The sequence below is a fragment of the Rhodococcus sp. DMU1 genome, from assembly GCF_012272955.1.
Classification (GTDB): domain Bacteria; phylum Actinomycetota; class Actinomycetes; order Mycobacteriales; family Mycobacteriaceae; genus Rhodococcus; species Rhodococcus aetherivorans.
In genome coordinates this window covers 5,378,777-5,392,282 of the sequence record NZ_CP050952.1, presented here as the reverse complement: position 1 = coordinate 5,392,282, position 13,506 = coordinate 5,378,777, and the positions used below count along the sequence as shown (strand labels likewise).

Here is a 13,506-nt window from a genome sequence, read left to right as displayed (position 1 = left end):
CGGATCGATGGGAAGAGTTGAAGGCAAGGTTGCGCTCGTCACGGGCGCAGCCCGCGGACAGGGCCGGTCGCATGCGCTGCGGCTCGCTCAGGAGGGCGCGGATGTCGTCGTCCTCGACGCATGCACCGAGATCGACTCGGTGCCTTACCCACTCCCGACCGAGGTGGAACTGAAGGAGACCGAGGCGCTGGTCGCCGCGACCGGGCGGCGCGTACTGGCACGCACCGCCGATGTGCGCAGCCAGGAGCAGCTCGACGCGGTCGTCGACGAGGCCCTCGCGGAGTTCGGCCACATCGATATCGTCGCCGCCAACGCCGGCATCGTCGGCTTCCGTCCTACGTGGGAGCTCAGCGACACCGAGTGGCAGGACATGCTCGACGTCAACCTCACCGGCGCCTTCCATACCGTCAAGGCGGTCGTGCCGGCGATGATCGAGGCCGGCCGGGGTGGTTCGATCGTCATCACGAGCTCGATCCAGGCCATGCTCGGCTCCGCCAACATCGCCCACTACAACGCTTCCAAGAGCGGCGTCATGGGCCTGATGCGCACGCTCGCCGCGGAACTCGGCCCGCACGGCATCCGGGTGAACACCGTCAACCCGAGCGCCGTCGAAACCCCGATGCTGCTGAACGAGGCCACCTTCCGCATCTTCGGCCCGGATCTGGAGAACCCGGGGCCGGACGACCTGTGGGAACGCTCCAAGAACCGCAATCCGATGGGCGTCGGGTGGGTTTCGGCGGCCCACCTGAGCAACGCGGTGCTGTTCCTGGCTTCCGACGAGGCCCAGTACATCACCGGGGTCGCGCTCCCCGTCGACATGGGGGTGCGGCTGTGACGATCACCGAGACCAGCGGAACGACGTCCGCGGACCTGACGCAGCGGCTCGCCGGGCGGCGGGTGTTCCTCACCGGTGGCGGCAGCGGAATCGGCGCGGCCGTCGCACACCGCCTCGCCGCCGAGGGCGCGGCCGTCGCGGTCACCGACGCCCGTGAGGACGCGGCCGTGGAGGTCGCCGATGCGGTGCGCGCGGCCGGCGGCACCGTGATCGGGTCGGTGTGCGACGTCGGCGACGAGGCTTCCGTCGCCGCGGCCGTGGAAGCGGCCGTCGCCGAGTTCGGTGGATTGGACGGGGTGGTCACGTGCGCGGGCATTTCCGGGACCGCGATGCTGCACGAGATGGACCTGGGCCACTGGGAGCGCATCCTGCGGGTGAACCTCACCGGCACATTTCTGCCGCTGCGCGCGACGATTCCGCACCTGCTCGACGCGGACGGGGGGTCGATCGTCACCGTCGGATCGGTCGCGTCGCTGGTGTCCACGAATCTGAACACCCCCGGCTACGACGCGTCGAAGGGGGGCGTCCTGCAGTTGACCCGCTCGGTTGCCATGGGATACGCCGCCCGGGGGATCCGGGCCAACTGCCTGTGCCCGGGTCTGGTGAGCACCGGACTGCGCGCGAATTCCGCCGCGCTGCAGGGCCCGGAGCCGGAGGCCACGCGCAGCCGGGTGGTCGAGAACACGGCGCTGGCGCGGTCCGCGGACCCCGGCGAGATGGCGTCGGTGGTCGCGTTCCTGCTCTCCGACGACGCCTCGTTCATGACCGGAGCCGCGATTGCCGCGGACGGCGGCTTGACCGCGAACTGACGAGACCGGTGGAATCCGGCCTCGACCTCGAGCATTCCGAAAACGACAGAACCCATCCGCCCGCCGCTTCCCGGCGAGCGCTACGCAGAGGTGACCGCCTATGTCCACCGACCCCACCTGGCGCAGGGATGCCTGCGCGATCGCCGGCATCGGCACGACGGAGTACTCCCGCGACTCCGGCGTGTCGGTTACGGCTCTGGCCGTCGAGGCCGCAGCGAACGCCCTCGCCGATGCCGGACTGACCCCGGCCGATGTCGACGGCATCGTCCGCAACGACATGGACCTGGTCTCCTGCGCGGCCCTGGCCGACGGACTGGGCGTTCCGAACCTGACCTACTGGGGCGAGGCCGGCCCGGGCGGCTCCGGCCCGGCCGCGATGGTCGCGCAGGCCGTCGCCGCGATCATGAGCGGGCAGGCCACTACCGTCGTGGTGTTCCGCTCCCTCAACGGCCGCTCCGGCCGTCGCTTCGGTCTGTCCCCGGTCGCCACCCCCGAGGTCGGCGGTAATGAGACGTTCGAGGAGTTCTTCGGCCCCTACGGCCTGCTGTCGTCGGGTCAGTACTTCGCCCTGGTCGCGCAGCGTTATATGTCCGAAACGGGCTTGACCTCCGAGCAGCTCGCGCAGATCGCCCTGGTAACCCGCCGCCGCGCCAACTCCAATCCGGCCGCACAGATGTACGAGCGCACCATGACGCTCGACGACTACTTCGACTCGCGCATGCTGTCGTCGCCGCTGCGTCTGTACGACTACTGCCTCGAGACCGACGGTGCCGCCGCGGTCGTCGTCACCACCACCGAACGGGCCGAGGACCTGAGGCAGACACCGGCCCTGATCCGGTCGGTCGCGATGTCCACCTGTCCGCACCCGCAGCCGGGCCTCATGTACCCGACGCTCATGCGTGAGGACATCACCGCCCTGCCGTCGAGGGTGTGCCAGGAGACGCTGTACTCGCGGGCCGGTCTCGGCCCGGCCGACGTCGACGTCGCACAGATCTACGACTGCTATTCGATCACTGCGCTGATTCAGCTCGAGGACTACGGATTCTGCAAGCGCGGGGACACCGGCGATTTCCTTGCCGACGGGCAGATCGACCTCGGCGGGTCGATCCCGATCAATACGAGTGGAGGACACATGTCCGAGGGATACATCCACGGAATGAACCACGTCGTGGAGGGAGTGCGGCAGATCCGCGGCACCTCCACCAGCCAGGTCGAGGGAGCCCGGGTCTCCCTCGTCACCTCCGCGCCGCCGCCGGCGGCCAGCGCGCTGATCCTGGTGTCGGCATGAGCGCCCGCGGCACCGCCGTACCGGCGGACACCACGCGGGACCGGCTGCGCCCCCTCGTCACCGAGCGCGGCAGCAAGGGCTTCTTCGACGCCGCCGCGGACGGAGAGCTCGCGATCCTCACCTGTGAGGACTGCGGCCGCCGCATACACCTGCCCCGGCCGCGTTGTGTGTACTGCGCGAGCACGTCGGTGCGCTGGAAGCCGGTCGCCCGCACAGGCACCGTCTATGCCCACACGATCGTCGAGCATCAGGTCCATCCGCTGTTTCCGGTGCCGTACACGGTGATCGTCGTCGACGTCGACGGTGAGGCGGACGGGGTTCGGCTGATCGGCAACCTGCCCGGCCGCATCGACGTCGCGGCCGGTACCCCCGTGCGTAGTGCGTTCGAGGACCTCGGCACCGACGCGGCGGGCAACCCTGTGGTGCTGCCGGTGTGGGAGATCGACACCGAACGCACGGCCGCTACGGATGGAGCCGGCCGATGAGCGCCTCCACCGCAACGTGGCGCCCCATCGACCCGGAGTTGTTCGTCGGCGGCAACCCCGGGGCCGCGCTGCGGGGCGCCCGCTGCCCGTCCTGCGGCACGGTCACCTTCCCGTACCAGAGCGGTTGCCCGCGGTGCGGCGGGAATGCGATGACGGATCTCGAACTGCCGCGCGAGGGCACTCTGTGGTCCTACACCGTGCAATCCTTCCCGCCGAAACACCCGTTCGTGTGCGTCGAGCCGTTCGAACCGTTCGGCGTGGGCTATGTCGACCTCGGCGACGTGATCGTCGAGGCGCGGCTGACCATCGCCGATGCGGGTGCGTTGCGGATCGACATGCCGATGCGGCTGACCACGATCGTCAACCACGTGGACGAGGACGGCACCGAGATCGTCACATTCGCGTTCGCCCCGAGCAGTGAGGAGCAGCGATGAAGGTCGCGATCGTGGGCGTCGGCATCCACAAGTTCGGCCGCACGGAGGGCGTGAGCGGGCTCGAGCAGGGCGCGTATGCGGCACGGCAGGCACTCGCCGACGCCGGAGTCGAGTTCAAGGACATCCAGTTCGCGTACGGTGGCAGCGATTCGGCCGGCAACGCCGACACGCTCGTCTCTGCCCTGGGCCTGACCGGGCTGCCGTTCGTCAACGTCAAGAACGGCTGCGCGACCGGTGGCAGTGCCCTGACCTCCGCGGTCAGCCGGATCCGTTCCGGCGAGTCCGATCTGGGCCTGGTCGTCGGGTTCGACAAACATCCGCGTGGCGCGTTCAATGCCCGCCCCGAGGACAACGGTATCGGCCGCTGGTACGGCGAGAGCGGCATGATGGTCACCACCCAGTTCTTCGCGATGAAGATCCAGCGCTACCTCGTCGAACACAACCTGCCCAGGTCGCTGCTCGCGACAGTCGCCGCCAAGGCGTTTCGCAACGGCGCGCTCGCCCCACACGCGTGGCGCCGCACGCCGATGACGGAGGAGCAGATCGCCAGCTCCACGATGGTCAACGACCCGCTCACGCAGTACATGTTCTGCTCACCCGCCGAGGGCGGGGTGGCTCTCGTCCTCGCCCGCGCGGACCGGGCTCACGAATACACCGATGCCCCGGTGTTTCTCGAGTCCGCGGAACTGCGCTCCAGGGAGTTCGGCTCGTTCGAGGTGTTCAGTCCGTGGACGTCGCCCGCACGGGCCGACGGCCCGACCGTCACGGCCTCCCGCGCGGCGTTCGAGGCCGCCGGCATCGAACCCGGCGATGTCGACGTCGCACAGATCCAGGACACCGAGGCCGGAGCCGAGATCATGCACCTCGCCGAGACGGGGTTGTGCAAGCACGGCGAGCAGGAGTCCCTCATCCGGTCCGGTGCCACCGAAATCGGCGGTTCGATCCCGGTCAACACCGACGGCGGCTGCTTGGCCAACGGCGAGCCGATCGGCGCGACCGGCCTGCGCCAGGTCTACGAGAACGTCGTACAGCTCCGCGGCGTGGCAGGGGACCGGCAGGTCCCCGGGGAGCCGAAGGTCGGCTTCACCCACGTCTACGGCGCGCCGGGCATCAGCGCCTGCACCGTCCTCACGCGCTGACCGGCGCATCCCGACTTTCACCTTCCGAGTAGGAGACCACCGATATGGCATGGGATTTCGAGACCGATCCGCAGTTCCAGGAGAAGCTGGACTGGGTGCAGCGGTTCGTGGACGCGGAGGTCGCCCCGGTCGACCGCGTCGTCGAGCACGCATGGGACGTCACCGACCCCACCCGGAACAAGCTCATCCGGCCCCTGCAGGACGTCGTGCGCGGGCAGGGCCTGTGGGCGTGCCACCTGGGCCCGAAGCTCGGCGGCCCGGGCTACGGCCAGCTCAAACTCGCACTGCTCAACGAGATCCTCGGCGCCACCCACAGTGGCCCCGTGGTCTTCGGCTGCCAGGCCCCGGACTCCGGCAACGCCGAGATCCTCGCGCACTACGGCACACCCGAACTCAAGGAGCGGTACCTTGGCCCGCTCATCGACGGCGACATCATGTCGTGCTATTCGATGACCGAACCGCGGGGCGGCTCGGATCCGACCAGCTTCGTCACGCGTGCCGTCCGGGACGGCGACCACTACGTCATCAACGGTGAGAAGTGGTTCTCCTCGCACGCACGGTTCTCGTCGTTCCTGATCGTGATGGCCGTGACCGATCCCGATGCCCCGCGGACGAAGCGCGCGTCGATGTTCGTCGTCCCCATGGACACCCCGGGCATCGAGATCATCCGCAACGTCGGGGTGTGGGGACACAACGAGTCGGAGGGCACGCACGCCTACATCCGCTACACGGATGTGCGGGTGCCCACCGACCACCTGCTCGGCGAGGAGGGTGAGGGCTTCGCCGTCGCGCAGACCCGCCTGGGCGGCGGGCGCATCCATCACGCGATGCGCACCGTCGGGTTGGTCCGCGCCTCGCTCGACATGATGCTCGAGCGCGCGGTGTCTCGTGAGACGCGCGGCCGGAGCCTCGCCGACATGCAGCTGGTGCAGGACATGATCGCCGAGTCGTGGGCCGAGCTCGAGCAGTTCCGCCTGCTCGTCCTGCAGACAGCCTGGAAGATCGACAAGCTCGACGACTACAAGAAGGTCATCGCCGACATCTCCGCCGTGAAGATGGTGATGCCGAAGGTGCTCAACAACGTCGTGTCCCGGGCGATCCAGCTGCACGGTTCCCTCGGCATCTCGAAGGAGATGCCGTTCGGCAAGTGGCTGCTCGAGAGCTACCACATGGGCCTGGCCGACGGCGCCACCGAGCTGCACAAGCAGCAGATCGCCAAGCAGCTGCTGAAGAACGCCACGCCGGCGTCGGGCCTGTTCCCGACGACGCACCTGCCGGCGCTCGACGCGGCCGCCGAACTCAAGTTCGGCCTGCCCGCGGTGGGAGCCCAGTGATGACGGGCTCGGTCGTGTCCGGCGAGCAGCCGTCGGCCTCGAACGTCGGGGAGCCGCGCACGGAGGTTGCGCCGGTCCGGACGGGGGAGGACCTCGACTGGGCCGCGCTCGAGACATACCTGCGGATGCACCTCGACGACGTCGACGGGGAGTTCTCCGTCCTGCAGTTCCCGCGCGGCTCGGCGAATCTCACCTACCGCGTGGGCTTCGGCGACCGTCTCCTCGTCGTGCGCCGCCCGCCCTTCGGTCAGCTCGCCCGGGGCGCCCACGACATGACCCGCGAATATCGGGTGCTGTCCCGCCTGCACCGCCGGTACGACCGCGCCCCCCGGGCGCTGCTGCACTGTGCGGACCAGAGTGTCGTCGGTGCCGAGTTCTTCGTCTCCGAGTACCGCGACGGCGTCGTGGTGTGGGATTCGGTGCCCGACTCGATGTCCGGCGTCGACGACGCCGGGCGGCGGATCGGCTTCGCGGTGATCGATGCGCTCGCGGACCTGCATGCGGTCGACCCCGCCGCATGCGACCTGGCCGGCCTCGGCCGGCCCGAGGGCTACCTGGAGCGCCAGGTGCAGGGCTGGTCGGCGCGATGGGACGCCGTCGCCGAGTACGCCCCGGCCGAGACCGCGGCGCTCGTGGCCGAGGCGACCCGGCGGATCCGCGCGGCGATTCCGGCAAGCCAGCGGGCCGGGATCGTCCACAACGACTACAAGGTCGACAACTGCCAATTCCCGCACGGCGACCCGGACCGGGTCAAGTCGGTGTTCGACTGGGACATGGCCACGACCGGGGACGTGCTGGTCGACCTGGGCACGCTGCTCAACTACTGGCCGGACCGGACCGTGGATCCGGCCTCGGACGCGGCGTTCATCGTCGTGCCCGGTATGCACGGCCTCGACCTGCCGTCGCGAGTGGAGGTGGTCGCGCGGTACGCGGCCGGTAGCGATCTGGACCTGTCGAACATCGACTGGTACGAGGCGTTCGGATGCTGGAAGACCGTGGTCATTCTGCAGCAGCTCTACGCACGGTTCGTGCGCGGCGAGACCACCGACGCGCGGATGGGTCAACGCGGCGAATTCGTCGCGCCCCTGGCCCGTCGCGCGCTCGGCCTGCTCCCCGCCTGACCCCGCCTCCGCACGCCCGTCCGCGCGGTGGCACCGGCCACCGCGCGGACGAGTCGTCTCACCATCGATCACACGAAAGGCGAACCCCATGGCCTCCATCGGACTGAGCGCATACGGAATGAATCCCACCGAACTCGTCGAACTGGCGGTCTGCGCCGACGACCTGGGATTCGACGCATTGTGGCTGGGGGAGCACGTGCTCCATCCGGTCGCCTACTCCAGCAGCCACCCTTCGACGGGGACGGCGCAGCACCACACGGGACCCATCGTCGATGTGTCGACGGAGCTGACGGATCCGTGGGCGGTGCACGCGGCCGTGGCCGCGACCACGAACCGCATCAAACTGGGCACGGCCGTGTATGTCACTGCCCTGCGGCACCCACTGCACACTGCGCGCACCACCATCACCGTGCAGGAACTCAGCGGCGGTCGTCTGCTCTTCGGGGTCGGCGCCGGATGGCTCGAGGAGGAGTTCGCAGCGTTGGACGTGCCGTTCCGCAAACGTTTCTCGCGCACCGACGAGTGCGTGACGATCCTGCGGAAGGCGTGGTCGGGCAGGTCGTTCTCCCACGAGGGCGAGCACTACCGGTTCGATGAGGTACAACTGCATCCTCGCCCCGTGCACGTGCCCGTCATCCACGGCGGTAACGGCCCGAAGGCGCTTGCCCGCGCGGCGCGGCTGGGAGACGGATGGTTCTCCTCCGGCACCCCGAGCTTCGGGCAGGCGGTGGAGATGGTGAACGAGATTCGCAGGCTGCGGCGCGAATTCGGTCGGATCGGCGAGTTTCCGTGCTACGTGCGCGTCGACGCGGCGACTTCGGCGGACCTGCGCCGGTATCGCGACCACGGCATCGAGGACCTCGTGGTCTGGGCCGACTCGGTCTGGAAGGGCGACTCCGCCGAAGAGCGCCGCGCCTTCCTGACCGCGGCCGCCGATCGCCTGGGTGTGGGACCGTCGCGGGTGTGAGAGTCAGTCCGAGCCTGCGACGTTCACGACCGGGATCGACGCGCCGCTGACCGCGCGCGAGGAATCACCGAGCAGGAAGCCGATGACCTCGGCGATGTCGGTGGGGCGGGCCCAGCTGGAGCGGTCGGCCTCGGGCATTGCGTCCCGGTTGGCGGGGGTGTCGACCATGGTAGGCAGCAGACCGTTGACGCGGATGTTGTCGCCGGCGTATTCGACTGCGAGCGCCTGGACCAGGGCGGAGACGGCGGCCTTGGAAGCGACGTAGGTGGCGGCGCCCGGGAAGGGCCGGACTGCGGCGGCGGAGCCGATGCACACCACGGACCCGCCGCCGTGGCGGATGAGTTCGGGTAGGGCGGCCTGGATGACGCGGTAGGCGATCGTGAGGTTGATCGACAACTGGGCTTCGAGGACCTCGATGGGCGTTTCGTGGACCCGGCGGCCGGCAGCGAATCCGCCGACGAGGTTGACCACGCCGTACAGCGGCCGGGCCTCGTCCTTCGTCGCGCACTCCACGACCGCCTCGACGTCCTGCTCGTCGGACAGATCGGCGCGGATCGTCTCGAGGTTCGGGTGCGGAGCGACGCGGTCGAGTTCGGCCTCGACGTACCAGGGGACCACCAGCCGCCAGCCGGCGTCGAGGAGGTGGCGGGTGACCGCGGCGCCGAGGCCGCCGGTGCCGCCGGTGACGATCACGGTGCGGGCGGGGGACGTCTCGTTCATGGGCAGAGCCTTTCGAGGTGCGAACGGGTGGTATCGGGAGGTGCGGTCAGGGCACGCGAGGGTCGGCGCGCCGGATCTCGGGGGCCGCGCGCCAGTCGTCCAGCCCGTGCTCGACCGTGCCGATGCAGGTTTCGCCACGGGTCAGCGCGGACCAGTGGGCGTGATTGAGTTGGTGAAGGGTGAAGCCCGCGTCGAGGGCGGACTGGAATCCGCCGGCGTCCTGGCTCTGGTTCACCGATTCCTTGATCAGCAGGGCTGCCATGGTGGGGATCCGGGCGATTCGGCGCGCGAACGCGAGGGTCGAGTCGGCGAGTTCGTTCTCGGGGAAGATCTTCGAGACCATGCCGAGGGCATGGGCATCGGCCGCGTCGAGGCAGTCACCGGTCAGGAGCAGTTCCTTGGTCTTGCGGGGACCGAACTCCCACGGATGTGCGAAGTACTCGACGCCGCACATCCCCAACCGGGTGCCGACGACGTCCGCGAACGTGGTGTTCTCGGCTGCGACGATCAGATCGCAGCTCCACATCAACATGAGCGCCGCGGAGTACACGGCTCCGTGCACCTGCGCGATGGTGATCTTGCGGAGGTTACGCCATCGGCGGGTGTTCTCGAAGTAGTAGTGCCACTCCTGGTGGAGCCGCATCTCTATCTCGGAGTAGGTGGCTCCGTTGCAGGCGTAGGAGACGTGCTGGCCCGAGCCCGGAGCGCGCTCGCGCACGTCGTCCGAGGACCCGAGATCGTGCCCGGCCGAGAAGGACGGTCCGTGGCCCCCCAGGATGACCACGCGCACCGTGTCGTCGGCCTCGGCGCGTGCGTAGGCCTTGCCGAGTTCGACGAGCAGGCCCCGGTTCTGGGCGTTGCGCTGCTTCGGGCGGTCGAGCATGATGCGGACGATGCGACCCGCGTCGAGGGACTCGTAGGTCAGGTACTGGTAGTCGGTCATCACGGTCCTCACGGAGTCCGGCGCCGGCCGACGGTGTGTCCGCGCGCCCGACTAAATATTGCAATATTTGGTGTGGTTATCGATATGTACCGTATCCTTTGCTGTGGCGCAAGTCACCGGGTCGCTGTAAGGCTTTGCGGTTCAACGCTGCCGGCGGTGGTGAACGGGCAGTCGGCGCCGGCCGAGGGCCAGCACCCCCAACGCCAGCGCGACGGCGCCGGCGGCGGCGGCGAACGGAACGTGAGGGTTGAAGATCTCGCCCATCCGGCTTGCGAGCCACGGGGCCACCGCGCCGCCGCCGAAGCGCACGAAGCTGTACGCCGCGGCTGCGGTGCTCCCGTCCACCGGCGCGGCGTCCATACCGATTTCGGTCACCAGGGTGTTGAGGACGCCCAGGAACAGGCCCGAGACGACGATGCACGTCACGACCGCCGGTCGGTTGCCGGTGAATACGGCCACGACTGCAAGGGTGAGGGCGAACAGGGCCAGGCCCAGGGCGGTCGCGCCGATTGCGCCGAGCGCGGTGCGCAACCGAGGCGCGACGGACACCGACGAGATCACCACGCACACGCCCCAGCCGCAGAAGACGAATCCGAGCCGAAGTGGATCGAGTTCGAGGACGAACGGCGCGTATGCGAACAGGGCGAAAAGGCCGAGGTGGTACAGCAGGGAGACGAGGGCGATCGACAGCAGGCCCGCGTGCCCGAGCGCCCGGAGCGGTGCGATGAGCGGGATCGGCCGGTCGGGCGTCGTGGCGGGCGGCAGCAGGACGACGAGCAGCGCGAAGGCCACGGCCATGAGTACGGAGGCGCCGAGGAAGGCGGCGCGCCAGGAGATCTGGCCGAGAAGCCCGCCGACGAGCGGGCCCGTCGCGATGCCGATGCCGACGGCCGACTCGTAGAACACGATCGCTTTCGGCGCACCGCCGGTCGCGGCGCCGACTATCGCGGCGAGCGAGGTCGCGACGAACAGCGCGTTACCCAGTCCCCATCCGGCGCGGAAGCCGATGATCTGGCCGAGCGTCCCCGACAGGCTCGCGCCCAGGGAGCATCCGGCGATGACGAACAGGCCCAGCAACAGGGTCTTGCGGGTGCCGATGCGGCTGGATATCGCGCCGGTGACCAGCATCGCGAGACCCATCACGGCCATGTAGCCGGTGAACAGCAACGACACCTGTGACGGCGTGCCGCCGAGCTGCTCGGCCAGCGGGCGCAGGATCGGGCTGACCACGCCGATACCCATGAACGCGACGATCACGGCGAACGTGATCGCCCATACCGCGCGCGGTTGCTTCGGCTGTCCCGGTGCCGCACCCGGGGGAGGCGCGGCAGCGGCTGTGGGCGGTTCTGCCGGACGCGCCGGGAGGGAAGTCTCGGCGGCGGGTATGGAGGGTCTGGTCGTCAAGGGGGTCTCCGCTCTCGTTCGTCACCCGACGGGACACGCTCGACCGAGAACGCCGCGGAACTCCTCCGGATACGGTCATGCCGCATACGAACGGGCCGCACCTGCCGGGTGGACCCGGGGAGGCGGCGGCCGGAAGACGAAGGGCAGGCTAGTCGGTCAAAGCCACTCCACCCGCTCGTCGAGGATGCGCGGATTCTGGCGGCTGATGCGGTCGATGACCTCGCGCATGTGTGCGCGGGTCAGAGTGCGGGCGAGTTCGGCGTTGCCGGCAGCGATGGCGTCGTGGATCTGGCGGTGCGGCTCGGTGAAGGCCTCCCGCTCCTTCTCGTTCCACTCCTCGGGGTGGGCGCCGAGCATCCGGTCGGTATACAGGTGGGCCAGGGCCGAACCGGTGAGGTCGAGGACGTAGTTGCCGGTCAGGTTCCGCAGCGCGCTGTGGAATCCGGTGGCGGTCTCGGTGACCTCTTCGTTCGACATGTCCGGTCTGAGATCGTGGGCGGCCAGGGGAGTGAGGTCGACGTCCTCTCCGGCGGCGATCCGATCGGCGAGCATTGCTGCGGCCAGCCCCTCCATCTCCAGGGCGGCCTCGGCGACTTCGCGGAACTGAATGCCGTTCGCCTGCAGATACATCGACAGCGTGTCGCCGAACTCGGAGCCCGAGGGCTCCGACACGATCGGGCCCCCGCCCAGGCCCTGCCGGACCGTCACCAGCCCCTGCGCCTCGAGCAGGCGCAGGCCCTCTCGCACCGACGCGCGGCCGACCCCGAACCGCTTGGCCATGTCGTTCTCGGACTCGAGCGCGGAACCTGGGCCGAGCCGGCGGTCGGCGATGTCCTTGGCGACCATGCGCGCGACCGTCCGCGAGACCTTCTCGTTCCGTGTCATCGCGATGGCGCGTCGGAGGGCGGCGGTTCCTGTGGGAGAACCCATGGTGTTGCGCGTCATTCGATGTCCTCGTCGGTTGTTCGGTCGGCGATCGGGGTGGTGATGAGTATAGGGACGGGGACCGTCCCGACCGGGCACTCCTCCTTAACCATGCCAATATTTCGTATCTAATGCTATACCAAAGCTATGACGCAGCACACAGTGGAACCCTATTCGACGCACTCCGGCTCGCGGCACCAGGCGCTGGTCGGGCAGAATGCCCTGGTCACCGGCGGTAGCGAAGGCATCGGTCGCGGTATCGCGGAGCGGTTGCTCGACGCCGGCGCGACGGTCGCGGTGGCGGCCCGCCGCCCCGAGATCCTCGACGAGGCCGTCGCATCGTTGCGCGCCCGGTGCGGCGACGAGTCGCGGGTCGCGGGCATCGTGGCCGACATCGCCGACGCCGACTCGGTAGCGGCGATGTTCGAACGGGTCGAGCGGGAGTTCGGTTCGCTCAACGTCCTGGTCGCGAACGCCGGCAGCGGCACCGTGGCGCCGTTCCTCGAACTCACCGAGGAGCAGTGGCAGGCCTGCATCGACCTCAATCTCACCGGCACGTTCCGGTGCGTGCAGGCCGCGGCCCGCGCGATGGTCCGCCGAGAGGGGACGAATCGCTCGATCGTCGTGGTCTCGTCGATCCGGGCGCTGGGAGTGCGGCCGAGCCTGGTGCCGTACGGCACCGCAAAGGCCGGTCTCAACCAGTTGGTACGAATGGCTGCCTACGAGCTCGCCCCCACGGGCATTCGGGTCAACGCACTGTCCCCCGGGATCACTGCGACGCCACTTACGCAGGAGCGCAATTCGCTGTTCGACGAGCGTGCCGCCACCGTGCCGATGGGGCGCGCCGGTACGCCGGCGGACATGGCGAGCGCGGCGCTGTACCTCGCGGGCCCGGACTCGGCGTTCGTCACCGGGACGAACCTCGTCGTCGACGGCGGGGAGTCCCTGTACTGACCTGTCACGCGGAAGCCGCGGGACCGGATCCCGTGCGTATCGAACAGGCCTTCACCGGTGATGTGATGTACAACTCATAAAACATTGCTATAGTTACGGTGTTTTTCACCCCGGCTCTGGAGGCCGCTCCGTCGAATCCGCGCCCGTGT

Annotated in this window: 14 protein-coding genes; 10 read left to right on the top strand and 4 right to left on the bottom strand. The window is 69.1% G+C overall.

The features are described from left to right. The first annotated feature begins 7 nt into the window (after positions 1 to 7). The 9 genes from HFP48_RS24555 (at position 8) to HFP48_RS24515 (ending at position 8,412) form a co-directional block, all read left to right on the top strand. Complete coding sequence (locus tag HFP48_RS24555; RefSeq protein WP_006939872.1) at positions 8 to 835, top strand: mycofactocin-coupled SDR family oxidoreductase; 828 nt, start codon at positions 8 to 10, stop codon at positions 833 to 835. Further along, on the top strand, positions 832 to 1,644 hold the full coding sequence (locus HFP48_RS24550; protein ID WP_050036000.1) for an SDR family NAD(P)-dependent oxidoreductase: 813 nt from the start codon (positions 832 to 834) through the stop codon (positions 1,642 to 1,644). Before HFP48_RS24555 ends, HFP48_RS24550 begins: the two co-directional genes overlap by 4 nt. 100 nt (positions 1,645 to 1,744) lie before the next feature. Further along, a complete protein-coding gene (locus HFP48_RS24545; RefSeq protein ID WP_043798010.1) occupies positions 1,745 to 2,932 on the top strand; it encodes a lipid-transfer protein in 1,188 nt (395 codons plus the stop codon). Next, complete coding sequence (locus HFP48_RS24540; RefSeq protein WP_029546421.1) at positions 2,929 to 3,417, top strand: OB-fold domain-containing protein; 489 nt, start codon at positions 2,929 to 2,931, stop codon at positions 3,415 to 3,417. The genes HFP48_RS24545 and HFP48_RS24540 overlap by 4 nt, the downstream gene beginning before the upstream one ends. Then, positions 3,414 to 3,851, top strand: a complete 438-nt coding sequence (locus tag HFP48_RS24535; RefSeq protein WP_168580205.1) for an OB-fold domain-containing protein — start codon at positions 3,414 to 3,416, stop codon at positions 3,849 to 3,851. Before HFP48_RS24540 ends, HFP48_RS24535 begins: the two co-directional genes overlap by 4 nt. Beyond that, complete coding sequence (locus tag HFP48_RS24530) at positions 3,848 to 4,990, top strand: thiolase family protein (RefSeq protein WP_102800127.1); 1,143 nt, start codon at positions 3,848 to 3,850, stop codon at positions 4,988 to 4,990. Before HFP48_RS24535 ends, HFP48_RS24530 begins: the two co-directional genes overlap by 4 nt. Before the next feature lie 44 nt (positions 4,991 to 5,034). Continuing rightward, on the top strand, positions 5,035 to 6,324 hold the full coding sequence (locus HFP48_RS24525; protein WP_029546418.1) for an acyl-CoA dehydrogenase family protein: 1,290 nt from the start codon (positions 5,035 to 5,037) through the stop codon (positions 6,322 to 6,324). Continuing rightward, a complete protein-coding gene (locus tag HFP48_RS24520; RefSeq protein WP_168580204.1) occupies positions 6,324 to 7,445 on the top strand; it encodes a phosphotransferase family protein in 1,122 nt (373 codons plus the stop codon). Before HFP48_RS24525 ends, HFP48_RS24520 begins: the two co-directional genes overlap by 1 nt. Before the next feature lie 88 nt (positions 7,446 to 7,533). Then, positions 7,534 to 8,412, top strand: a complete 879-nt coding sequence (locus HFP48_RS24515; protein ID WP_168580203.1) for a TIGR03619 family F420-dependent LLM class oxidoreductase — start codon at positions 7,534 to 7,536, stop codon at positions 8,410 to 8,412. A gap of 3 nt (positions 8,413 to 8,415) precedes the next feature. Here the strand turns inward: HFP48_RS24515 and HFP48_RS24510 are convergent, their stop codons facing one another. From HFP48_RS24510 to HFP48_RS24495, 4 genes are all read right to left on the bottom strand, one after another. Continuing rightward, positions 8,416 to 9,132 carry an SDR family oxidoreductase gene (locus tag HFP48_RS24510; protein WP_043797999.1) on the bottom strand — a complete coding sequence of 239 codons (717 nt, stop codon included), beginning with the start codon at positions 9,130 to 9,132 and terminating at the stop codon, positions 8,416 to 8,418. Between the two features lie 46 nt (positions 9,133 to 9,178). After that, entirely contained in the window at positions 9,179 to 10,075 is an 897-nt protein-coding gene (locus HFP48_RS24505) for an enoyl-CoA hydratase (protein WP_168580202.1), read from the bottom strand. A 141-nt stretch (positions 10,076 to 10,216) separates the two neighbouring features. Then, positions 10,217 to 11,332 (bottom strand): MFS transporter, encoded by a 1,116-nt coding sequence (locus HFP48_RS24500; RefSeq protein WP_006939852.1) that lies wholly within the window; start codon positions 11,330 to 11,332, stop codon positions 10,217 to 10,219. A 303-nt stretch (positions 11,333 to 11,635) separates the two neighbouring features. After that, a complete protein-coding gene (locus tag HFP48_RS24495; protein WP_006939847.1) occupies positions 11,636 to 12,424 on the bottom strand; it encodes a GntR family transcriptional regulator in 789 nt (262 codons plus the stop codon). Between the two features lie 126 nt (positions 12,425 to 12,550). Here HFP48_RS24495 and HFP48_RS24490 point away from each other — a divergent pair, with 126 nt between their 5' ends. Further along, entirely contained in the window at positions 12,551 to 13,357 is an 807-nt protein-coding gene (locus tag HFP48_RS24490) for an SDR family NAD(P)-dependent oxidoreductase (protein WP_065921998.1), read from the top strand. Positions 13,358 to 13,506 lie beyond the last annotated feature (149 nt).

Excerpts from the sequence above, each read along its gene's own strand:
- HFP48_RS24520 (WP_168580204.1), top strand. The coding sequence starts at position 6,324 with ATGACGGGCTCGGTCGTGTCCGGCGAGCAGCCGTCGGCCTCGAACGTC.
- HFP48_RS24490 (WP_065921998.1), top strand. The coding sequence starts at position 12,551 with ATGACGCAGCACACAGTGGAACCCTATTCGACGCACTCCGGCTCGCGG.
- HFP48_RS24555 (WP_006939872.1), top strand. The coding sequence starts at position 8 with ATGGGAAGAGTTGAAGGCAAGGTTGCGCTCGTCACGGGCGCAGCCCGC.
- HFP48_RS24525 (WP_029546418.1), top strand. The coding sequence starts at position 5,035 with ATGGCATGGGATTTCGAGACCGATCCGCAGTTCCAGGAGAAGCTGGAC.
- HFP48_RS24530 (WP_102800127.1), top strand. The coding sequence starts at position 3,848 with ATGAAGGTCGCGATCGTGGGCGTCGGCATCCACAAGTTCGGCCGCACG.
- HFP48_RS24515 (WP_168580203.1), top strand. The coding sequence starts at position 7,534 with ATGGCCTCCATCGGACTGAGCGCATACGGAATGAATCCCACCGAACTC.
- HFP48_RS24495 (WP_006939847.1), bottom strand. The coding sequence starts at position 12,424 with ATGACGCGCAACACCATGGGTTCTCCCACAGGAACCGCCGCCCTCCGA.
- HFP48_RS24545 (WP_043798010.1), top strand. The coding sequence starts at position 1,745 with ATGTCCACCGACCCCACCTGGCGCAGGGATGCCTGCGCGATCGCCGGC.
- HFP48_RS24510 (WP_043797999.1), bottom strand. The coding sequence starts at position 9,132 with ATGAACGAGACGTCCCCCGCCCGCACCGTGATCGTCACCGGCGGCACC.
- HFP48_RS24535 (WP_168580205.1), top strand. The coding sequence starts at position 3,414 with ATGAGCGCCTCCACCGCAACGTGGCGCCCCATCGACCCGGAGTTGTTC.
- HFP48_RS24505 (WP_168580202.1), bottom strand. The coding sequence starts at position 10,075 with ATGACCGACTACCAGTACCTGACCTACGAGTCCCTCGACGCGGGTCGC.
- HFP48_RS24540 (WP_029546421.1), top strand. The coding sequence starts at position 2,929 with ATGAGCGCCCGCGGCACCGCCGTACCGGCGGACACCACGCGGGACCGG.